At 34.4% G+C, this 22,064-nt stretch carries 24 protein-coding genes; 13 read left to right on the top strand and 11 right to left on the bottom strand.

Going from position 1 to position 22,064, the window contains the following annotated elements; all coding sequences use genetic code 11:
* Positions 1-173: 173 nt before the first annotated feature.
* Complete coding sequence (locus Q4500_RS05260; protein ID WP_303598674.1) at positions 174-1,517, top strand: sigma-54 dependent transcriptional regulator; 1,344 nt, start codon at positions 174-176, stop codon at positions 1,515-1,517.
* Here the strand turns inward: Q4500_RS05260 and Q4500_RS05255 are convergent.
* The gene (locus Q4500_RS05255) at positions 1,492-3,951 is read right to left on the bottom strand and encodes an ATP-binding protein (protein WP_303598673.1); all 2,460 of its coding nucleotides are present in this window, start codon (positions 3,949-3,951) and stop codon (positions 1,492-1,494) included. The genes Q4500_RS05260 and Q4500_RS05255 overlap by 26 nt on opposite strands.
* Positions 3,952-4,318: 367 nt before the next feature.
* On the opposite strand from Q4500_RS05255, the gene Q4500_RS05250 reads away from it, so the two are divergent.
* The 3 genes from Q4500_RS05250 to Q4500_RS05240 all read left to right on the top strand — a co-directional run bounded on the left by Q4500_RS05250 (position 4,319) and on the right by Q4500_RS05240 (position 7,025).
* Positions 4,319-6,481, top strand: coding sequence for a TonB-dependent receptor (locus Q4500_RS05250; protein ID WP_303598672.1), 2,163 nt, complete (start codon positions 4,319-4,321; stop codon positions 6,479-6,481).
* A 104-nt stretch (positions 6,482-6,585) separates the two neighbouring features.
* Entirely contained in the window at positions 6,586-6,837 is a 252-nt protein-coding gene (locus Q4500_RS05245) for a hypothetical protein (protein ID WP_303598671.1), read from the top strand.
* Between the two features lie 35 nt (positions 6,838-6,872).
* On the top strand, positions 6,873-7,025 hold the full coding sequence (locus Q4500_RS05240; protein WP_303598670.1) for a hypothetical protein: 153 nt from the start codon (positions 6,873-6,875) through the stop codon (positions 7,023-7,025).
* Positions 7,026-7,266: 241 nt separating this feature from the next.
* Here Q4500_RS05240 and Q4500_RS05235 read toward each other — a convergent pair whose 3' ends face one another.
* Positions 7,267-7,704, bottom strand: a complete 438-nt coding sequence (locus tag Q4500_RS05235; protein WP_368389725.1) for a Rieske (2Fe-2S) protein — start codon at positions 7,702-7,704, stop codon at positions 7,267-7,269.
* A 132-nt stretch (positions 7,705-7,836) separates the two neighbouring features.
* Here Q4500_RS05235 and greA point away from each other — a divergent pair, with 132 nt between their 5' ends.
* Positions 7,837-8,313: a transcription elongation factor GreA gene (greA, locus tag Q4500_RS05230; RefSeq protein ID WP_299321821.1), complete on the top strand. Its 477-nt coding sequence runs from the start codon at positions 7,837-7,839 to the stop codon at positions 8,311-8,313.
* Positions 8,314-8,389: 76 nt separating this feature from the next.
* On the top strand, positions 8,390-8,782 hold the full coding sequence (locus Q4500_RS05225; RefSeq protein WP_299321825.1) for an HIT family protein: 393 nt from the start codon (positions 8,390-8,392) through the stop codon (positions 8,780-8,782).
* On the opposite strand, the gene Q4500_RS05220 is transcribed toward Q4500_RS05225, so the two are convergent.
* Positions 8,769-9,125, bottom strand: a complete 357-nt coding sequence (locus Q4500_RS05220) for a hypothetical protein (RefSeq protein WP_299321829.1) — start codon at positions 9,123-9,125, stop codon at positions 8,769-8,771. The two genes, Q4500_RS05225 and Q4500_RS05220, sit on opposite strands and share 14 nt — an antisense overlap.
* Before the next feature lie 2 nt (positions 9,126-9,127).
* Positions 9,128-10,276: a PAS domain-containing sensor histidine kinase gene (locus tag Q4500_RS05215; protein WP_299321831.1), complete on the bottom strand. Its 1,149-nt coding sequence runs from the start codon at positions 10,274-10,276 to the stop codon at positions 9,128-9,130.
* A gap of 126 nt (positions 10,277-10,402) precedes the next feature.
* Between Q4500_RS05215 and Q4500_RS05210 the strand changes: the two genes are divergently transcribed.
* Positions 10,403-10,780, top strand: a complete 378-nt coding sequence (locus tag Q4500_RS05210; RefSeq protein WP_303598669.1) for a DUF3127 domain-containing protein — start codon at positions 10,403-10,405, stop codon at positions 10,778-10,780.
* A 133-nt stretch (positions 10,781-10,913) separates the two neighbouring features.
* On the top strand, positions 10,914-11,546 hold the full coding sequence (gene aat / locus Q4500_RS05205) for a leucyl/phenylalanyl-tRNA--protein transferase (protein ID WP_303598668.1): 633 nt from the start codon (positions 10,914-10,916) through the stop codon (positions 11,544-11,546).
* On the opposite strand, the gene Q4500_RS05200 is transcribed toward aat, so the two are convergent.
* The 3 genes from Q4500_RS05200 to Q4500_RS05190 all read right to left on the bottom strand — a co-directional run bounded on the left by Q4500_RS05200 (position 11,538) and on the right by Q4500_RS05190 (position 13,383).
* On the bottom strand, positions 11,538-12,113 hold the full coding sequence (locus Q4500_RS05200) for a DUF2490 domain-containing protein (protein ID WP_303598667.1): 576 nt from the start codon (positions 12,111-12,113) through the stop codon (positions 11,538-11,540). The two genes, aat and Q4500_RS05200, sit on opposite strands and share 9 nt — an antisense overlap.
* Before the next feature lie 97 nt (positions 12,114-12,210).
* Positions 12,211-12,798 (bottom strand): hypothetical protein, encoded by a 588-nt coding sequence (locus Q4500_RS05195; RefSeq protein ID WP_303598666.1) that lies wholly within the window; start codon positions 12,796-12,798, stop codon positions 12,211-12,213.
* A gap of 21 nt (positions 12,799-12,819) precedes the next feature.
* On the bottom strand, positions 12,820-13,383 hold the full coding sequence (locus Q4500_RS05190; RefSeq protein WP_303598665.1) for a DNA-3-methyladenine glycosylase I: 564 nt from the start codon (positions 13,381-13,383) through the stop codon (positions 12,820-12,822).
* 222 nt (positions 13,384-13,605) lie between these two features.
* Here Q4500_RS05190 and Q4500_RS05185 point away from each other — a divergent pair, with 222 nt between their 5' ends.
* Genes Q4500_RS05185 through Q4500_RS05165 form a run of 5 tightly spaced genes read left to right on the top strand, consistent with a single transcriptional unit; the run spans position 13,606 to position 19,391 of the window.
* Complete coding sequence (locus Q4500_RS05185; protein WP_303598664.1) at positions 13,606-14,292, top strand: TetR/AcrR family transcriptional regulator; 687 nt, start codon at positions 13,606-13,608, stop codon at positions 14,290-14,292.
* Entirely contained in the window at positions 14,285-15,967 is a 1,683-nt protein-coding gene (locus Q4500_RS05180; RefSeq protein WP_303598663.1) for a peptidase domain-containing ABC transporter, read from the top strand. The genes Q4500_RS05185 and Q4500_RS05180 overlap by 8 nt, the downstream gene beginning before the upstream one ends.
* A complete protein-coding gene (locus Q4500_RS05175; RefSeq protein ID WP_303598662.1) occupies positions 15,960-17,312 on the top strand; it encodes an HlyD family secretion protein in 1,353 nt (450 codons plus the stop codon). Before Q4500_RS05180 ends, Q4500_RS05175 begins: the two co-directional genes overlap by 8 nt.
* Before the next feature lie 2 nt (positions 17,313-17,314).
* A complete protein-coding gene (locus Q4500_RS05170) occupies positions 17,315-18,718 on the top strand; it encodes a TolC family protein (protein WP_303598661.1) in 1,404 nt (467 codons plus the stop codon).
* Between the two features lie 58 nt (positions 18,719-18,776).
* A complete protein-coding gene (locus Q4500_RS05165) occupies positions 18,777-19,391 on the top strand; it encodes a thioredoxin family protein (protein ID WP_303598660.1) in 615 nt (204 codons plus the stop codon).
* Between the two features lie 75 nt (positions 19,392-19,466).
* On the opposite strand, the gene Q4500_RS05160 is transcribed toward Q4500_RS05165, so the two are convergent.
* The 4 genes from Q4500_RS05160 to Q4500_RS05145 form a co-directional block, all read right to left on the bottom strand.
* Entirely contained in the window at positions 19,467-20,195 is a 729-nt protein-coding gene (locus Q4500_RS05160) for a hypothetical protein (protein ID WP_299800477.1), read from the bottom strand.
* Positions 20,196-20,263: 68 nt separating this feature from the next.
* A complete protein-coding gene (truB, locus tag Q4500_RS05155) occupies positions 20,264-20,974 on the bottom strand; it encodes a tRNA pseudouridine(55) synthase TruB (RefSeq protein WP_303598659.1) in 711 nt (236 codons plus the stop codon).
* Between the two features lie 22 nt (positions 20,975-20,996).
* Positions 20,997-21,794: an undecaprenyl-diphosphate phosphatase gene (locus tag Q4500_RS05150; RefSeq protein WP_303598658.1), complete on the bottom strand. Its 798-nt coding sequence runs from the start codon at positions 21,792-21,794 to the stop codon at positions 20,997-20,999.
* Positions 21,795-22,058: a DUF3098 domain-containing protein gene (locus Q4500_RS05145; RefSeq protein ID WP_303598657.1), complete on the bottom strand. Its 264-nt coding sequence runs from the start codon at positions 22,056-22,058 to the stop codon at positions 21,795-21,797.
* Positions 22,059-22,064: the final 6 nt, after the last annotated feature.

Genomic DNA, 22,064 nt, shown 5'->3' with positions numbered 1-22,064 from the left:
GAGAAACTTGTTTGTTCAAGTTGGTTTGGTCAGGAAAGGATAGCTAAATGCTATTCTTTCCTTTTTTTTATGTCTTTTTTTAAATGAATGCATAAAAGCTTTATGATAATTTTAAAATACAAGTAGTCGGCTTGTGGTATTTTTACGTAGATATTAAGAACACCAAACTGTCTATGACTAAAATTTTAATTATTGAAGATGATACTTCATTTGCCCAAATGCTGCAAAAATTTTTGGCAAGAAATAGTTATGATGTGGTATTAAGTCATACTGGGTTAGATGGCGAAAAACAATTAAAAGAACACGATTTTCAATTAGTAATTACAGACTTGCGATTACCTGATTATGACGGTATTAAATTGGTGTCTAATCTAAAAGGTGAGATTCCGGTAATTGTAATGACAGGTTATGCAGAAGTTTCTACAGCTGTAAAGGCGATGAAAATGGGAGCTTACGATTATATTTCTAAACCTTTTACGCCTGATCAGATGTTATTGGTTATTGATGGCGCATTAAATTCAAAACCAGTAGTTTCAAGAGAACCTGTTTATTCAAAAGAAAAAGTAGAAGGTAGTAAAGAAGCAACTACGTCGCAAGAATTAATTTTGACTAGCGAGGCAACCCAGAAATTAGAAGAGCATATTGTTTTGGTAGCACCAACAGATATGTCGGTTTTGATTATTGGAGAAAGCGGTACAGGTAAAGAAGTTACTGCAAAAGCCATTCACCAAAAAAGTACGAGAAATGAAAAGCCGTTTATAGCACTAGATTGTGGAGCAATTCCTAAAGAATTGGCAGCAAGTGAATTCTTTGGGCATATAAAAGGAAGTTTCACCGGTGCTGTCGCCGATAAAGTTGGTAGTTTTGAAGCTGCCAACGGTGGTACTTTATTTTTAGATGAGGTAGGTAATCTTTCTTACGAGAATCAAATACAGTTGTTAAGAGCGTTACAAGAGCGCAAAATAAAAAGAATAGGTAGTAATAGTGAAATAGAAGTTGACGTTCGAATACTATCAGCTACTAATGAAGATTTAAAGTCCGCAGTTGAGAAAGGTACTTTTCGAGAAGATTTGTATCATCGATTAAATGAGTTTTCATTGCAAATCCCAGCCTTAAAAAACAGACATGGAGATTTATCAGTATTAGCTTCTCACTTTTTAAGTAAGTTCAATGAAAAGTTGAACAAACAAATTGTTGATTTTTCTGCTGAGGTTTGGGACATTTTCAGTGCCTATCATTGGCCTGGTAATATTCGAGAATTACAGAATGTAATTCAGCGCGCAGTACTGTTATCGACTACAGATAAAGTTGAAGCAAAGGTTTTACCGTCAGAGTTGATGAGTCCGGTTTTAGAAACTGTGGTATTAGGGAGTCTTTCAAAAGCAAAATTCGAAAAAGAACAAATTGTTAACGCGCTAAAACGCACCAATTACAACAAATCTAAAGCAGCTAAATTATTACAGGTAACTCGAAAAACACTCTATAACAGAATCAATTATTACGATTTGGATTTGTAGATGTTTCTTCTGAAAGCATTTCAATTAGGCTTTCAATCTCTCTTTGTAAATAGATATGTTTCGCCTTTAATTGATCATTAGTTAAGGTATCAATATTCAAAACTTCAAAAATTTCCAAAATAGGAATTACATTTTTAACTTCTAATTGTCGAAACATAGGCAGCATTTTATGAGCTACTTTGTTTATTTGTGTAATATCAGAAGCAGCTACCGCTGTGCTGAGTAAAAGAGCATTTTCTTCAGTGTCTTTTTTTAAAATAAGTAACACTTCGTCAATAGCGCTTTGGTCATCACCCAAAAACATTTTTAAGGAATTTAAGCTATAGGCCTGCTGAGAATTATAAGAGGTGATGGGCTCTTCAGTAGGGATAATTTCATCCGCATTATTTAACAGGACATGTAGCTTTTGTAGTAGGTCTGTTTTAGAAAATGGCTTACGAATAAGACTAGAGAAACCTTTTTCAGTAAAATGTTTTAAAGTTAAATCGCGTCGGCCGGTCATTGCCAAAATAGGTTGGTTGTTAAAATTTTTAAATTCACCAGCTTTCAGCTGAGCAACTATTTCATAACCTGTAACCGTAGGCATTTCAATATCTGTCAAAACCACATCAAAATCGAAATTTTCATTAGGTTTATATTCCTTGAAGTCAGAAAATAGTCGAGCTTCAATTCCTTCAGTTTTTAGCATTTCGCCAATAAGTTTTAAAAAAGAGGTATCATCATCAAATACAATCATTTTTAGATTCTTAAAACCAATAGATGGGTTTGAAACTTCTTCTAATTGTTCTCCAAACGCAACAGGTATTTGCAAATTAAAGGTGCTTCCTTTATCAAGTTCACTTTCTAGTAAGATAGACCCACCAAGTAGTACTGTGAGCTTTTTGGTGATGGTAAGTCCTAATCCGTAACCACCATACTTTTTATCTGTATCATTTTCTGCCTGTGTAAATTCTTTAAATATCAGTTCTTGTTTTTCTTTTGAAATGCCAATACCTGTATCTGTTATTTTAAAAATTAGAATGTTAGACTTAGAAGATTTTACAATAGACCCTGCCAATGTAATCGTTCCCTTTTCAGTGAATTTATAAGCGTTACCTAATAAGTTAGAAATAATCTGACGTAGACGAAAGGCGTCAGATATAATAGGGTGATTTAAAGAATCATCCAAATTCAAAATCAACTCAATATTCTTGTTTTGGTATTGAGATGATATATTTTTGGCACTTTCCGTTATCAATTTATCGATCCTAAAAGTAGAATTTTTAGAAACCATTTTACTAGCTTCTAGTTGTGAGAAATCTAACAAATCATTTACTAGATTATTAACATAGACAGTAGCAGATTTAATATGGCTAATATGTTCTTTGTTATTCTTTTGGTTGTCACTTTCTTCAATAATATTGGCATAACCACTTATGGTATTTAGGGGTGTTCGTAAATCGTGACTAACAGTAGCTATTAATTGTTCTCTACTTTTTAAAAGAGATTCTGAAAATGCTTTTTCTTTTTCGAGCTTTTCTCGGTACACGTTTGCTTTCCAAAAATCACGATTTAAAATAAAAGTAAAAATAGCCACCACTAAAAAGCCAAGTATGGCAGCGATAGCTGCAAGTCGAATACTCCGTTTTAATAAAGTTTCTTTTTTAAGAGAAGTTGCTATACTGTTCATAATAATCTCTTGTTCAAAAGAATAAAGTATAGATCGTAATTGCTGAGAAAGTTCAATATCTGTTCTATTAATAGTCGATTCGCGTACGGTCAAAGATTTTTCTTTTAAGGTATTTTCTTGCTGTACGTCTTTTAATAGATTTTTAGAAACCTGAACCACACTGTCCATAGTTTGTGCATTCTGTTGCTGATTATTCTCTGTGGGAACATTGGCATTCAGATAGTCTGCCATTTTTTTAATAGCATCTTGGGCTTTGGGAGAAAGCTCATCAAGATTTGGGGCTAAATCTTTGGGTTTAATGATTCCTAAAGATTCTTCAAGTTCATCAAACTCCTTTAAAGCAGAATTAATCGCTGTACCCGTTTGGTCATTCAATCTAATGGAACGCATGGCGTTGATATTCGTTACTTTCTTACTCAAAAGTGAGCTAAGACTGTCTAAAAGACCGTGTTGATAGTCACTTTCAGTAAGTGTTTTTAATTCTTCAATATTGGTGTATAGAGAATCTATCTTATTCTCGTAAGCCGTAAAATTAATTTTGCTTTTTGTTTGTAGTGCTAGTTTAGACAGGCTTTCGGCTTCATATAGTTGCGCAAGAAAAGAATTGGTTTTAAGTAGTTTGCTGTCTTTTTCATCGCTTGATTCAGTGGCTATATATTCTTGAACTTCTGTGTAGATGTAATATGAGGCTATAACTCCTAGTATGATTAATAATAGGTAGCTAATGGTGATTTTAAGGGTGAATGTATTTTTTTGTGCTTTCATATATAGTATCCATATGCTCGGTATATGTACGATAAAACCGAGATGTTAAGTTGTAAAATGGTGTTAATTAAGCACATTGTTATTTTTTTAAATTTCTTTATGACAGTTTAAATAACTGCATTACATTTGCGGCATCTCAAAGGGGTGCCTAGTTCTAGTTTTAGAACAAAGCTGAGATTATACCCAAAGAACCTGGGCAGGTAATGCTGCCAAGGGAAAGTCTAAAAGATTTAAAACAATTTTTTAGAATAAGATGTAGTATGTTTTTTTTTGTTCATATGAAGTCTTTTGGAAATCGAGCTTAGTTGCTCAAAAATCAATTTTAACTTTAGAATAATAGCCCCTTTTATTCGTAATTATTTTACGAATGAAACTATCTATTTTCACAATTGCGGCGTGTTTGGCGCTAAGTATGGGTGTCTGTGCCCAAGAACAGGAAACCGACTCTCTAGAGGGTCAAAAAGTAGTGCTAGACGAAGTGTTCGTTTCGGCCATTAGGGTAACCAAGCAATCTCCGGTTACATTTTCAAATCTTACAAAAGAGGATATCAAGCCTAGAAACTTAGGTCAAGACATTCCTGTTTTAATGAATTTTTTACCATCTGTAGTGACAACGACCGATGCTGGTGCAGGTGTTGGTTACACAGGTATTCGCGTAAGAGGTAGTGATGCTACACGTGTAAACGTAACCATTAACGGTATACCTTATAACGATGCTGAATCTCAAGGTACGTTTTGGGTTAACATGCCAGATTTTGCTTCTTCAACAGAGAGTTTGCAATTACAACGAGGTGTAGGTACATCAACTAACGGTGCAGGCGCTTTTGGAGCGAGTTTAAATGTGTTGACTGACGGATTCTCACAAGATGCATACGGACAAATATCAACTTCAATTGGTAGTTACAGTACTTTAAGAAATAACCTGAAATTCAGCACGGGACTCTTAAATGACCATGTTGAAATTTCAGGTAGATTGTCTAAAATAAAATCTGACGGATATATAGATAGAGCCCGTTCAGACTTAGATTCTTATTTTTTACAAGGAGCATATAAAGATGACAATACATTAATAAAAGCAATATTATTTGGTGGTCATGAAGTTACGTACCAAGCATGGTACGGTATAGATGCACAGACTTTAAAGGATGATAGAACTTTTAATCCTTCAGGTATTTATACAGATCTAGATGGAAATACCCAATTTTATGATAATGAGGTTGATAATTATAAGCAAGACCATGCCCAGCTTTTATGGAATGAGCAAATTTCAGATTTTTGGAGTACCAATGTTGCATTGCATTACACAAGAGGTAGAGGTTTCTTTGAGCAATATAAAGAGGCAGACGATTTTTCTACCTATGGTTTTGAACCAATAATAGTTGATGGTAGTGAAGTAAATACCACAGACCTTATAAGAAGACGTTGGTTAGATAATGATTTCTACGGAACCGTATTTTCTGCAAATTATAAGAAAGACAAGCTAGATTTAATAATGGGTGGTGGCTTCAACAAATATGAAGGCGACCATTTCGGAGAAGTAATTTGGGCTAGATATGCTAGCAATAGTAGTTATAAAGACCGCTACTATGATGATAGTTCAACTAAAACTGATTTTAATTTGTATGCAAAAGCAAATTATCAATTAACAGATCAGTGGTCGTTGTATGGAGATTTACAATATAGAACAGTTGGGTATAAAGCTAACGGAGATGAAACTGGTTTGGTCGATGATACATTTAATTTTTTCAACCCAAAAGCAGGGGTAACATTCGATTTAAATGTAAATAATAATTTCTACCTATCATATGCGGTTGCCAATAGAGAGCCAAATAGAAATGATTACGAAAGTGGAAACCCTAAGCCAGAAAAATTAAATGATTTTGAATTAGGATGGAGATACGTATCTACCAACGTACAGGTCAACACCAACTTATATTATATGAACTATAAAGATCAATTAGTGGTAACCGGTGAGTTAAATGATGTTGGCGCGCCATTAAGAGAGAATGTTGGTGATAGCTATAGGTTCGGCTTAGAAATAGATGCAAATATTAAGTTGGGAGATAAATTTAGTGTAAGACCTAATATAGCTATCAGTGATAATAAGAACAAAGATTTCTTTATTGATAGAGATGGTCTATTACAAGGTTTAGGAAATACTAATATTGCATATTCACCAGGTTTGGTAGCAGGTAATATTTTTAGTTATATGCCTTGTGAAGCCCTGAGCCTTTCGCTGTATTCAAAGTTTGTTGGCGAACAATATTTAAGCAATACAGATACAGAAGCATCTAAATTAGATTCTTATTTCACGAACGATTTCAATATTACTTATGAAATCAAAATGAATAATGTAGTAAAGTCGATTGTGTTTTCTGGGTTGGTAAATAACATCCTAAACGAGAAATATGTATCTAATGGCTATACCTATTTAGATAGTTGGTCTACGCCAGGTAATACTTTTGAAGTTCAAGGCTATTATCCACAAGCGGGTACTAACTTTTTATTGGGAGCAACGGTTAATTTTTAAAAATAGAGGCTGAGGTAAACCGTTACGAATTTGTCTTAAATATTTGCTTAAAAAGTACGGCGCGTAGAAGAATAATCTAAATTAGAACTCTAATATACAGGGTTATGGAGCGCAATATTCCGGTTTTTGGTAGTAGGTTAAGAAATAACATTGTAACGGTGCCAGAAGTAATTTCGCAATGCTCGGGCATTCGTGTATTTGGGCAATCGATAAAGTCATTTCTGTTTAGTACAGATGTGGCAATTATTAGAAATACAAATGCCAATGCAATTATAGCGGTGTACCCATTTATACCGCAACCGGTAATTTCTAATGCATTGATTTTGGCTGCCGAGAAGCCTATTTTTGCGGAGTAGAGGGTGGGTTAACAACTGGTGTACGGTCATTAGAATTGGCAATTCATGCAGAATTTCAAGGGGCTTTAGGGGTAGTTTTAAATAAACCTACCCCTAATAGCCTTATTACAATGCTTAAAGAAAAGATAGATATTCCTGTTACGGTTACAGTCGTATCTGATAAAGAAGATTTTAAAGGAAGATTTTAAAGGAAGATTAGCGGCAGGTGTTGATATTTTTAATGTTACAGGTGCAGGTAAAACAGCCGATATCATCAAAAGAATACGAGATTTAGATGCTGATGTAGCAATTATTGCTACTGGCGGTAAAACCGAAGAAACTATAGTTCAAGCTATTGATGCTGGGGCAAATGCGATATCATATACTCCGCCAAGTACGGGCGAATTATTCAAAGAAATTATGGACAGGTATCGTACAGAAGAATAGTGCTTAGTTAGAGATGATCACACTACCACCACTATAGCTTGCTTGGTATTCTAACATGTCATAATAACGATTCTCATCTTCAGGTGTGTTCAATAGTTGACCGGTAAAAAGGCTGTATTCATAATCATCACATGAGCAAGTTGCAATCTGACCGTCAAGTTCCATTGTTGAGCAATCATTAGGAGCATGATTTGGGCAACTACCTTCAAAAGCTCTAAATTGATCAAAGCCAGAGTTGATTACAAAAACACCTCTAGTACCGGCAAGGTCACTTGGAATATAGATAGCGCTACCCGTATTTGTAAGAGGGCTGTAAGAAGGCAGGTTTAAATTTGCTTCAAAACGAAAACCTATTTCTTGTAAGTATGGATTTCTATTTGTGCCGTCATTGCTACAAGCAGTGATAATCAATAGAATTACGATGCTTAATCTCTTCATCATGCTTTAATTTAGTTTTAAAAAACTTCAGCAAATGTGCGTAAAAATTATGTATATTTGTGTTAAATCCTCGCTTAAAAAGCCGAATTAACAGGCAATTGCAGAGGATTTGTCTATTTATAAAACGAGGAAGTTATGAGTAACATATCATACTATACTGTCGAGGGGTTAAAAAAACTTAAGGCAGAACTAAATCATTTACGAGATATTGAGCGCCCAAAGGCGTCTCAAGCCATTGGAGAAGCAAGAGACAAAGGTGATTTGTCAGAAAATGCTGAGTACGATGCTGCAAAAGAAGCACAAGGTCTATTAGAAATGAAAATTTCAAAAATGGAGAATACTGTTGCCAACGCACGTTTAATTGACGAGTCTCAATTAGATACTTCAAAGGTTTTGGTGTTATCTACAGTGAAATTGAAAAATCAAAATAATGGCATGGAAATGTCTTATAAGTTAGTAGCTGAAAGTGAAGCTGATACAAAAACAGGAAAAATTTCTGTTAATTCACCAATTGGTAAAGGGTTACTAGGTAAAAAGGTAGGTGACACTGCAGAGATAGTAGTGCCAAGCGGAGCTATTAAATTTGAAATTCTTGAAATTACAAGATCTTAAATTTTTTAAATAACTATATTTAATCCTATCCTTATTAAAGGGTAGGATTTTTTATTAGCACTAAATACGAATTACTATGCCAACAATATTTACTAAGATTATAAATGGTGAAATTCCATGTTTCAAAGTAGCGGAAGATGAAAATTTCTTAGCTTTTTTAGATATCAACCCTAATGCAAAAGGGCATACATTATGTATACCTAAAAAAGAGGTCAATAAAATTTTAGATTTAGATGAAGAAACCTATTTAGGGTTAATGTCATTTTCTAGAAAAGTAGGTAAGGCATTAGAGAAGACAGTTGAGTGTAAGCGTGTAGGTATGTCGGTTATTGGTTTAGAAGTACCACATGTACATGTTCATTTAATACCTTTAAATGAAATGAAAGATGCTACTTTTCAACACAAAGTAAAGTTAAGCAACGAAGAGCTAAGTGATCTTGCTAAAGCAATCGGTTCTAAAATTGAATAGCTCCAGAAATAAATAAGTATACTGCACCAGCTACCAACGCAATAAGAACCAAAATAAGGCTATAAAAAAGTAATGTTGGTTTAGATGATTTTTGAGCTGGTATAGCTGTTTTTTGATAGTAGTTGAACATGCGTTCAATATCATCTGTCCAGGTTACCGGGTATATAGTAGAATGGCAGGTATTGCAAACTAATTTATTACTTAGTTCACCAGTAATTTTATGAAAGAAGCTTCCGTAAGTATGTTTTTGATAGAAAGTAAGATTTAAATCTTGATTAAAACATTCAGGACAGTTATTACTTAGATTGGCTTCCTTAATAACTTCTAATTTTTCCTTGGCCATAATTAGTGAGACACTTTTAAAGAAATTTGCATTATAGTTCCTTCTTTGCCAGATGATAACACCTTTATTTTACCATCGTGGTATTCTTCCACAATTCGCTTAACCAAAGAAAGTCCTAAGCCCCAACCTCTCTTTTTGGAGGTGAAACCGGGTGTAAATATACTATTATAGTTGCTTTTAGAAATGCCATGACCGGTATCGGCTATTAAAATGTTCACAAATTTATTGTCTTGTACAATTTCTATGGCAATACTACCCTTGCCTCTCATAGCATCAATTCCGTTTTTTACCAAATTTTCAATCGTCCAATTATATAACGAACTGTTCATCATAACAGGTAGGTGGTCCACCTTTGTGCTGAAAGAAAAGTGAATAAGTTTAGAACTTCTTCGCTTTAAGTAATCAAAGGCATCTCGGGTTTCTTTTACAATATCACTTTCTTCAAGTTTTGGTAATGAACCAATTTTAGAAAAGCGCTCGGTTATGGTCTGTAATCTATCAATATCTTTCTCTATTTCTTTGGTTATACTAGGGTTAATAGCTTCAGATTTCAAAAGTTCGTTCCATCCTAAAAGAGAAGAGAGCGGCGTACCAATTTGGTGTGCGGTTTCTTTGGCCATACCTGCCCATAGTTTATTCTGCTCTGAAGCTTTATTCGTTTTAAAAAGAAAATAAATCACTGCTGCAAAAAGAAAAATAATAAGGAGCAAGGCAATCGGGTAAAATTTTAATTTGGTCAGAACATCAGAGTTGCCGTAATAAAGAGTCGCTAAATGTTCCCCTTGTTGATCGATGGATATAGGTATATTTTCGTTTTTGAATTTTCTGAGCTGACTTTGAATATATACCGAGTCTTTTGATTTGTTCGGTGGAAAGTTGTTTACCCGTATAGATTTATCTTTATTGATAAGGATCATTGGGGTAGAAGTATTGTTTTGAAAAACTTTTAAGTGAAGGCTTCCTAAATCTACAGTTTCTGAAGATTGTAAAAATTCTGATTGTGCAGTAGCCCAAATCTCCATTTTAAGGCGTTCTTCTTCCTTAAATTGTTTAAAAAAGCTATTGGTATTCCATAAGATAAGACTCACCACAACGAAAGAGCCTATCAATAGAAAAATGTTGGAAATTTTGTTTTTAGGAATAAAGTTCATCCAATAGTTATCTAATACTAAAGATAACCCTAATTGTGAATAATTGTTGTGCTGTTATCGTTGCACCATGTTTTATTACCGCATCATTTTATGTATTTTTGGGCTCTATTGTAAAAAGAGTTCAAGATGGAAATAGAAGGTAAAGTAAAATTGATAGGAGAAACTCAAACTTTTGGGTCTAATGGGTTTAGAAAAAGAGAATTAGTTGTTACTACAGATGAGCAATATCCACAACACATCATGGTAGAATTTGTTCAGGATAAATGTGATTTATTGAATAGCTACGGTGTAGGGCAAGATGTAAAAGTGAGTATTAACCTAAGAGGTAGAGAATGGACAAACCCTCAAGGTGAAGTAAAATACTTTAATTCTATTCAAGGGTGGCGTATAGAAGGCGCATCTGCTGGAGCACCAGCTGGTGGTATGCCTCCGGTAGCACCAATGGAGGCTTTTGAGCCTGCAGATAATTTGAATGAAGAAGATCATGATGATCTTCCTTTCTAAGAATTGTAAAGAAATTTTATAAGGTGTTATGTCTTTATAATAAGAAACTTGTTTAGCTTTAATAGTTAAACAAGTTTTTTTGTTTTATGACCTTTATTTATTTTGAACGAAAATTAAAAAGCCACAAATACTCATGTACTTTTTGAACGATGAACTTGTTTTTCCGCCAGTAGATAGCGCCAATATAGAAGGTTTGTTGGCTGTTGGCGGTGATCTCTCTCCAGAACGATTGCTATTGGCGTACCAAAGTGGAATTTTCCCTTGGTTCGATAATGATTCTATTATTTTATGGTGGAGTCCGGATCCTAGAATGATCCTGTATCCTGACCACATCAAAATTTCTAAAAGTATGAAGAAAATTAATCGAAACAACCAGTTTCGATTAACTAGAAATACCTGTTTTAAAGAAGTGTTAGAGTATTGCTCATCTGTACCGCGTGATGGTCAAGACGGCACTTGGATCACCGATGAAATGAAAAATGCATACATAGCACTGCATGAAAGAGGTATTGCAAAATCATATGAAGTTTGGGAAGGCGATATTTTGGTAGGTGGCTTATATGGGATTGATTTAGGTGATGTATTTTGTGGAGAAAGTATGTTCAGCTTAACTTCTAACGCGTCGAAATTTGCCTTCATAAAATTAGCCGAAGAATTACAGGCTAAAGATTATAAGGTTATAGATTGTCAATTGCATACTAATCATCTAGAAAGTATGGGAGCACAAGAAATACCAAGAAAAGAATTTATGAAGTTTTTAAATTGAGATAACTAGACTGTTTAAGAAAAAGAAAACATGTTCTGTATGCTCGGTATAATTTTCCATTCTAAACTGTAGTCCTAATTGCGCTTTTAGGTGTTCTGAAATAGACCAACCAATTTGTGAAGTTAGTCTTTGATCGTACATAGGTTTTATACTTTTACCTATACTTAATAAAGATTCTGTAGTGGCCACTAGATAGGGTTCGCCAATGTCTAAAACTAATCCTTTAAGGGGAATGTCTAGTGCAAATCGGTATCTAAAACGATGAACAAGATTAGAAGTTTGAATGCGTTGTTCAACCCGAAAACGGTTGCCTAAACGTATGCTATTTATCGTTTTTATGATATTAAATTGTTGTGTAAGCCTAAGTTCATTTTCCTTGTTAAGGGTTTCTCTAAATCTGTATTGAATTCCAAGACCTAAGTTTTTGGTGGGGTCTATGGCTAATGAAGAGAAGTGAGCAATATCTAATTGTCTATGGGTTAATAGAAAATTTTGGCTGTTATATATATAATTTCTAGTTGCAAATGAAAAGTTCTGCTTGAGCAATGGTGTAACTTCATAATTCAATGCAATTTTAGGCTCCCAATATGCAATAGTTTTTTTTTGTGATTGTAGGGTGTTATAACTATTAATCAGTAGAATAAAAAAATGAAGATATTGAAGCTTAATACAGAACGTGATCATAATTTGGAGGAAGAGAAGTTCTTATTTTTTTAAAATTGCCGTTAGCATCGAATAGAATTTCATAATCTAAATAACCTTTATCTTTTTTACCGACAACAACAATCTCGTAATTATTAGTAGGTAGAATAAGGTTTTGAAAAGCATTCTTAAAAATTTCATCAACCTTATCATTATTTGAAGGATATTGCTGTTGAAGTCTCTTTATTTTATATTTTGTGAAATTATCGTTCAAATATTCCACTATTTTGACATAAGTATCATTGGGTACATCTGTAGGTTTTATAAGAATTTCTATATCTTCTAATGTGCCTTCTTCATTGAATTCAATACTGTACCAAAGCTTGGCTTTTTTAAGTTTAGCTTCATAACTAATTTTAGTACTGTCGGTCTCTTTGTAGAATTTAATACGCTTAAAGTCTGCTACATTTTTTTCAATATTTGCGATTGCCGAAACCGGAAATTGAGATTTAAGAATACGATACTCCTTTTCATATTTGTATTGAGAATGACCCAATTGAAAACAAAATAGACAAGCAGCGATTATTAATTTTACAAGATTATTTTTCATGCTAATTGAAATTGATTTATGCTATACTTTATTATACCTAAAACAATCTAATTGGTGATCGTTTACCATACCTGTTGCCTGCATGAATGCATAAATTATCGTGCTGCCTACAAATTTGAATCCGCGTTTTTTTAGGTCTTTACTGATAGTGTCAGAAATTGGGGTATTCGCTGGAGCCTCTTTGTAATTTATTACCTCGTTTTTAATGGGCTCATTATCTACAAAATTCCAAATATAGTTACTGAAAGTACCAAACTCTTCTTGAATTTCTAGGTATGCTATCGCGTTGGTTACTGTAGCGCGAACTTTTAGTTTGTTTCTGATAATACCTTCATCTTGTAGTAAAGACAAGATTTTAGTTTCTGGATATTTTGCAATTTTCTTGTAATCAAAATGATCAAATGCTACCCTAAAGTGCTCTCTTCTTTTTAAAATGGTAATCCAACTTAAACCTGCCTGAAAGGTTTCTAATACTAAAAATTCGAACAATAAATCATCATCCTTTACAGGAACACCCCATTCTTGATCGTGATAAGCTTCGTAAAGCGAATCGCCTTTGCACCAGGCACATCTATTAGTTTCCATAGTAAAATATTTAAGTAACGAAAGTATGGAAAATGAGTTGAAATACGATGTACTTGGGTGTGTTGAGATATGATATTTAAGATTTAAATAGGATTTCAATTCTTGTTAAAAAGATTCATATGAGTTACAAATTAATTGTATAGAGTTCTTTATTAAATGTTAAACTATTATATTATGATAGTATTACTATTATATTTGCAATCGAATTAATTTCAGTTGATTATGGATAGATTGCTGCAGAGTGTACAAATAAGAATTAATGAGAAACTTTTTCTAAAAGACCCCGAATCATCAGATTTGGGTAGAAAAATCATTGAGATCAGTATTCAGATGATTAACGAAATTGGCTTTGAGAACTTCACGTTTAAAAAGTTAGGCATGCAAATAGGATCCAATGAAAGCTCTATTTATCGCTATTTTGAAAACAAGCATAAGCTACTATTATATTTAACATCGTGGTATTGGGGATGGATGGAGTATCAACTCGTATTTGCCACCAACAGCATAAAAAATCCGAAAGAAAAATTGCTGAAATCCATTTTAATTATAACTAGAGAGGTAAAAGAAGATTCATCGTTTTCGCATATCAACGAGGTATTGTTGAATAAGATTGTTATCAATGAATATTCAAAATCGTATTTAACTAAAGAAGTAGATACCGAGAACAAAGAAGGATTTTACGCTATCTATAAAAGGTTAGTAGGGCGATTAGCTGAAATGATTTCTGAAGTTGACGAAGAATATGAATACTCGACCAGTTTAGCAAGTACTATTCTTGAGAATGGTTTGCATCAACATTATTTAAAAGAACATTTTCCATCACTTACAGACTGTACTAACAAGATAACGCCAACACAATACTTAACACATCTTGTATTTAATATCCTAAATAACACCATCGATGAATAAAAATATACTAACCGCCTGGCAGCGTTTTCTAGGTCTTTTAAAATTAGACAAGAAAGACATATTTCAGGTATTCTACTACGCCATATTTGCAGGTGTTGTTAATCTTTCTTTGCCTTTAGGTATACAGGCAATTATTAATTTAATGCAAGGTGCGCAAATAAGCTCATCATGGGTGGTACTTGTAATATTGGTAACCTTAGGTGTTGCATTTGTGGGTATACTTCAATTGATGCAGATAAGAATCATAGAAAATGTACAGCAAAAGATATTTACTAGAGCATCGTTCGAATTTGCATACCGTTTCCCAAAAATAAAAATGAGCGAGCTTCATAATTACTATCCGCCAGAATTGGCGAATCGATTTTTTGACACATTGACCATTCAGAAATCGCTGTCAAAGGTTTTAATAGATTTTCCTGCTGCGCTATTACAGATAGTTTTCGGCTTATTATTGTTATCTTTTTATCATCCATTCTTCATTGTGTATGGTATGCTGTTGCTTCTTTTAATTTATGTGGTGTTTAAGTTTACCGCACAACGAGGTTTAGATACCAGTTTAGATGAATCTAAGAGTAAGTATAAAGTAGCGCACTGGCTTCAAGAGATTGCTCGTTCTATCGTTAGTTTCAAATTATCGGGTAAAACTTCTCATGCATTAGATAAGAACGACACCTTGGTGGTTGAATATTTGAATGCAAGGGAAAGTCATTTTAGAGTGATTGTATTGCAATTTATACAGATGATTGGTTTTAAAGTTTTGGTAACAGCCGGACTTCTGCTTATTGGTGGTTTGTTGGTATTGAATCAAGAAATGAATATTGGGCAATTTGTAGCCGCAGAAATTATTATTCTTTTGGTGATTAATTCGGTAGAAAAATTGATTGTTGGTTTAGAAACTTTTTATGATCTATTGACATCGTTAGAGAAAATGGGTCAGGTAGTAGATAAAGAATTGGAAACCCAAGATGGTGAAAAACCATTTTTAGAGAATCAAGCATTTACTGTAGAGTTGAGCAATATTTCTTATAGTGTACCTGATCCTAAAAGAGAGATAATTTCTAATTTAAGTTTGACTATTTCACCAACATGTACCATTTTGTTGAGAGGAAGTAGCGGCTCTGGTAAGAATACTTTGTTACGACTTATTGCAGGAATTATTGAGCCAGATACTGGGGGAGTTTATGTAAACGGAGTCTCTTTAAAAGGGATGAATTTAAATTACTATCGTTCACATCTCGGTCAATCATTGCCAGAGGAATCGCCTTTTGAGGGGACTATTCTCCATAACATCACTTTTGGTGATAAAGAAACTACAAATGAGCAAGTGTATTGGGCATTGGATAAAGTCGGACTTACAGATTTTGTAAAGAAGCAACCAGATGGATTAAATACCATTTTATATCCTGAAGGAAAACAGATTCCGCATACGGTATCTAAAAAGATAGTGCTCGCAAGAAGTATTGTTCGCAAACCTAAACTACTCATTCTTAAAGATCCCTTAGATCAATTTAATAGTGAAGAGGCTGATCGAATTTTGAACTTTTTAAGTGATTCATCTAACGGGTGGGCATTACTTGTAGTAAGTGAAAACGATAAGTGGATTAAAAAATGTTCTCGAATTATAACGATGGATAAAGGACAGATTATTAACGAAATCTCAGGAAAAGATGCTTAATATATCTCATAAGAAATTAAACGAAAAGGTGTCGATTGAGCGATTCAAATCCGTTCAAAAAGTAAATCACCAAAGGCATTACAAGCATTTTAATCGATTTTTATTTGCATTTGCCATAGTAGGTGTAATCGTATTGTTTTTGCCTTGGACACAAACGATTAATGCCAGAGGATTTTTAACTACGCTAACACCTGGTCAAAGACCACAAACAATTCAATCTCAAATACCTGGTAGAATAGAAAAGTGGTATGTGCAAGAAGGCGATTACGTGAAAAAGGGCGATACCATACTTTTTATATCTGAAGTAAAATCAGAATATTTTGATCCAAATTTAGTCGAAAGAACAGGGCAGCAGTTAAAGTCTAAAAGTTCTTCGGTAACATCATATGGTGATAAAGTAAAGTCTTTAGATAATCAAGTTGCTGCACTTTTTAATGAAAGAAGGTTAAAGTTAGAACAGGCTAGAAACAAGTTGCTGCAATCAAAATTGAAAGCACAAAGTGATAGTATAGATTTTGAAGCTGCTAAAACCAATATTAAAATAGCAGAGCGCCAATACGAGCGTACGGCTCTTTTACAAAGTGAAGGTTTAAAGGCAGTAACTGATGTTGAAGAAAAAAGGTTGAAGCTTCAGGAGACGCAGGCAAAGTTACTTTCTCAAGAGAATAAACTGTTGGCGGCGAAAAATGAAATCATCAATGCAGAGGTAGAAATCAATAGTGTTCAAGCCTCATATACCGATAAGATTTCAAAGGCGCAGAGTGATAAGTTCACGGCAATGTCAAATCAGTTTGATTCTGAGGCGCAGGTAAGTAAATTAGAGAACGATTATACAAATTACCAAATGCGAAGTGCGCTACGTTACATTCGAGCGCCTCAAAATGGGTATATCAATAAAGTACTTACCGCAGGTATTGGCGAGACTTTTAAAGAAGGTACCCCGTTAGTAGGTATTATGCCGGCCGAGTATGATATGGCTGTAGAAACTTTTGTGAATCCTATAGATTTACCGTTAATCCATTTAGGAGAAACGGTAAGAATCCAGTTCGATGGTTGGCCTGCAATTGTATTTAGCGGTTGGCCAAATGCATCTTACGGTACATATGCTGGCAAGGTGGTGGCTATTGAGACCTTTATAAACCCGAATGGGAAATATCGAATATTATTGTCGCCTGATAAAGAAGATCAAGCATGGCCAGAAGCTTTACGTGTAGGTTCTGGTGCAAATACTATTGCTTTATTAGAAGATGTGCCAATTTGGTATGAGCTATGGCGTCAGCTGAACGGATTCCCTGCTAATTATTACCAGCCAGAAGGGGCTCAAGATAAACCTGTAAAAAAATAACGATGAAGAGAATTGTTGTCTTTTTATATTTAATTGCTGGGCTATTTTCAAATGCTCAGACTGCAGATTCTGTACAGCTAAATTTTAGAGAATATTTGGGTTATGTGAAAAAGTATCATCCTATTGCTAAACAAGCAGAGATGGTGATGAGCGTAGGTCAGGCAAATCTAATGAAAGCACGTGGTGGTTTTGATCCCAAAATTTCTTTAGACTATTCTACCAAAGAGTTCAAAGGTTCCGAGTATTACGATTTATTGAATTCCACCTTCAAAGTTCCTACATGGTACGGTATAGAGTTGAAGGGAGAATTTGAGCAATATTCTGGTGAATACTTGAACGCAGAAAGAAATGTACCCGATGATGGCTTATATAGTGCTGGAGTTGCGCTATCGTTAGGTCGTGGCTCTTGGATAAACGAGCGTATGGCTACCGTAAAAAAAGCAAAATTCTTTAGGGAGCAGTCAAAAGCAGATAGAGATTTATTGGTAAATCAGATATTGTTCGATGCCTCTTTGGCATATTTCAATTGGTTACAAGCGTATAGAAATAGTTTGTTGTTCAATGATTTTTTATTGAATGCTAAAGTCCGCTTGAAGGGTGTTAACCGAAGTGCACAAGCAGGTGAAATTGCAGCTATTGATACTGTAGAAGCAAAGATTTCAGTACAGAATAGAGCTTTAGAGCTTGAGCAGGCCAATGTTACTTTACGTAATGCCAGATTAGAACTTTCTAATTACCTGTGGATGGGAGAAAACATACCGATGGAATTGCAGCAAGATGTTGTGCCAGATACATCTTTAGATACCGAGATAGATCAGGCTTTAGAAATTTTAGGAAAACCACTGGATAGTTTCGTGTTAGAGAATCATCCGAAGTTAAAATCATTAGGCTATAAAATTGATGGTCTGGTTGTAGATAAACGACTAAAAACAAATAAGCTCTTGCCTAGAATAGATGTGGAGTATAAGTTTATTACAGATGAGCCAGAGTACTTGAATTCATTTGAAACACAGAATTATAAAGCAGGATTAAATTTTGAACTTCCGCTATTTCTTAGAAAAGAGCGTGGAGATTTAAAATTGGCGAAATTGAAATTAAAAGACGCTCAATTCGAGCTAGATAATGCTGAGGTTCAGATTCAGAATAAAGTAACTGCTATTTATAATGAGTTAAATTCTTTTGAGAATCAGAATGTGTTAATAGATGATATTGTAGCCAGTTATGAAGCGTTACTTGCTGCCGAAGAACGAAAGTTTAGTTTTGGTGAAAGTTCACTTTTCTTGATTAATTCAAGAGAAACCAAATTGATTGATGCGGTGTTAAAACAAAATCAGGTAGAGAATAAATACTTTACGGCAAAGGCTAAGTTGTTCAACAGTTTGGCGGTAAACCCTGAGAATTTGTAAGCATTGTACTTTTCTTACTACTAATGCGTTCGATTAAAGGATATAAATTAGCATTCGCATGGAGTTAGTAATAGAAGATTTGATTAAAAAAGGACTAGAATCAAGTTATAGTTATTTAGAGTACAGAGCATTAGTTTCAGATTTAGCTGAAAAAGGTGAGGCTACTGGTCCTGAACAATCGGAGGCATTATCGCAGTATACCCAATTAAATAATAGCCGTATGCGCCGATGGGATAAAACCTTGAAGTTTAACGACGAGGCTGTAGCTAAAATTAAAGCTGTCGATCAGAAAATTTCATGGTTGGTATTATCAGAAAGTTGGTGTGGCGATGCTTCACCTGCATTACCGGTAATGAATAAGATCACAGAAATAAATCCGAATATATCGTTATCTATTATTCTTCGAGATGAGAATTTAGATATCATGAATCAGTTTTTGACCAACGGTGGTATGTCCATTCCAAAGTTAATAGCAACAGATATTGCTGAAGCTACTGTAGTAGCAACTTGGGGACCTAGGTCAATGAAGGCAACACAGTTGGTAGAAGATTATAAAGCCGAACATGGTAAGTTAACACCTGAGTTTAAACAAGACTTACAGGTATTTTATAATAAGGATAAGGGGCAAAGTATATTAGAAGATTTATTGAAGCTACTCGATAATCGAGATTAAAAATTTCGAGGCTTTATTAAAAAGTTCAAAATATCATTTTTAGAAATGTTTTGTGTGTTTCTTCTCTGGACTAGTTTACTTCCCTTGAAATAGGTAAGTGATTGTTCCTTTCTGAGAGTCTTTGTCAGAAGAATTGAATCTTGCTTTTAAGGCGTAATTAATAGCATTTTCAACAAGGCACCCGTTAGAAGTGCCAGAACTTTTCTCATTATAATCTGCTTCGGTAACATAACCTAAAGCATTTACTTCAATATTGATAACAACTTTTCCTCCTTCGATACAAGTATATATCGGAGGGGGTAATTTATAATTATTTCTATCTACTAAAGAATACGAAACTGAAGTTCTTCTTGCCGCAAGGTTATTAGTAAACTCTTTCTTTTGCGCTTCCTTTTCGCCTAAAAGTTGTTTTTTCTCTTCTCGCTTTTTAGCTAATGCTTTTACTCTCTCAGAATAACCTGAGTCAGAAATTAGATTTTCGGTAGGGTCGCCATCACTCATCTCATTGCGCTCTTCCATTAACTCTTCTAGAGTTTGTAGTGGCTCTGGATTACCATAACTGGGTTTTGCCGTTTCGTTAAAAGCTAAATGACTTTTTATAGGGTCAGCGTTTGCTAAATCTTCCTGTGGATCTTCTTCTTTTAGAATTTCTTCTAGAACCTCAGGGTCCATGACCATTTCAACAACATAATCTTCTTTAGATTCTTCTTGACCGCCAAACTGAATATTATACATAACCAACACTACAATAGACATGCTAAAGATAGTGGCAAGTAATGATAATTGTTTTCTGTTCAGATTCATGGGTATATAACCTTAATAATACCAAAATATTTTAGAAGATCGATAAAGAGTAATCAATAGTTTGTAATCTATTTTTCTTCTGGACCTAGTAATAAATCGGCAAAGACTAAAGGGTCTTGAGCATTATCTACGTTAAAATCACCTATTTTGGTTCTTCTCAATGCCGTTAAATGTGCACCAGAATTCAGAGCTTTTCCGAAATCGTGGGCAATAGATCGAATATAGGTGCCTTTGCTACAAGCGATTCTAAAGTGAATATTCAAGCCATCGATATCGGTAATATCAAATGCACTTACATTTACTTTTCGCTTTGGTATGTCAACTGTTTTTCCTTCGCGAGCCAGTTCATAAAGTCGCTTGCCATCTTTCTTTAAGGCAGAGAAAACAGGCGGTGCCTGCTCGATTTCACCTGTAAATTGATGGGTTATAGCTTTTATAAGCTCAGGCGTAATGTGATCGGTTGCGAAAGTTTCGTTTATTTCTGTTTCAAGATCATAAGAAGCTGTAGTGCCACCTAAGGTGAAAACACCTGTGTATTCTTTTTCTTGACCTTGGTATTCGGTGATTTTCTTAGTGAACTTTCCAGTGCATATAATAAGGAGTCCAGTTGCTAACGGATCTAATGTTCCTGCGTGTCCGATTTTAAATTTTTTTAGACTGAACTTTTTTCTGATAGCCCATTTCAATTTATTGACCGCCTGAAAAGAGGACCATTCTAGTGGTTTATCGATCAATAATACCTGACCGTTTAAATAGTCTTCTTGGGTCAAATCTTTCATGAATTTGGGTGTTTAGATAGTACTACGGATTAGTGAATCCGTAAATTACGGCGATCAATCCTACAACAAGACAGTAGATGGCAAAATACGAAAGCTTACTTTTTCGCACCAATTTAATCATCCATGTACAAGCGGCAAGACCGGCAAGAAAGGCAGCAATAAAACCAGCGCCCATTGCGATATTGTTTTCTCCATCAAAATTTAGGTCTCCGCTCATAAGGTCTTTGGCAATTTTACCAAAAATTAACGGTACGACCATTAAGAAAGAAAATCGAGCAGCTTTTGATTTGTCTACACCTAATAGAACAGAAGTAGAAATTGTAGCTCCACTACGAGAAATGCCAGGTAGCATTGCAATTGCTTGAGAGATACCAACTATAAAAGCATTTTTAAAACTTACCTTTTTATCAGTGTCCTTAGCTTTATCTGCAAAATATAGAAGTACTGCCGTAATGATCAGCATAAAGCCTACAAAACGAATATTACCACCAAATAATTCTTCTAATTGTTCCTCAAAGAACAAGCCAATGAATACTGCAGGTAGCATAGAGACGATAATCTTGGCAGAAAACTGACTTTCTTCGTTCCATTTAAATTGAAACAAACCGCTTAAAATTTCCCAAATGTCCTTTCTGAAAACAACAATGGTACTAAGAGCGGTAGCAAAATGAAGTATTACGGTAAATAATAAACTATCTTCTGGTAAAGAGTTGTCTCCTAAAACGGCTTTTCCCAATTCTAAATGACCACTTGAAGAAACGGGTAGAAACTCGGTTAATCCTTGAATAATGCCGAGTATAATTGCGTCTAAAGTATCCAATTAATCTTTCTTTTTGTGAGGGTTCAATAAAATGGCATAAATTTCTATACCTAAGCCAATAAGCACTAAAGTAGGTGCTAGTCTAATTCTTCTGAAATTATAAATTTCAGGGTTAAATACGTTAGGGTCATCGCTGCCGCCACCGCTCATTAAAATAAAACCTAGCGCAATACATGCAAGACCAATGAACATGAACATGTAATTTTTCTTCTGAAAAATAAATTCTTGTTTAGCGTGGTGTTCCACTTTGTTGTTTTTACTCATACCGCA

Source organism: Maribacter sp. 1_MG-2023 (assembly GCF_030547005.1).
In the GTDB taxonomy this organism is placed as follows: Bacteria; Bacteroidota; Bacteroidia; order Flavobacteriales; family Flavobacteriaceae; genus Maribacter.
Note: the sequence above shows the minus strand (reverse complement) of the source record. Positions and strands in the feature narration are given on the sequence as shown.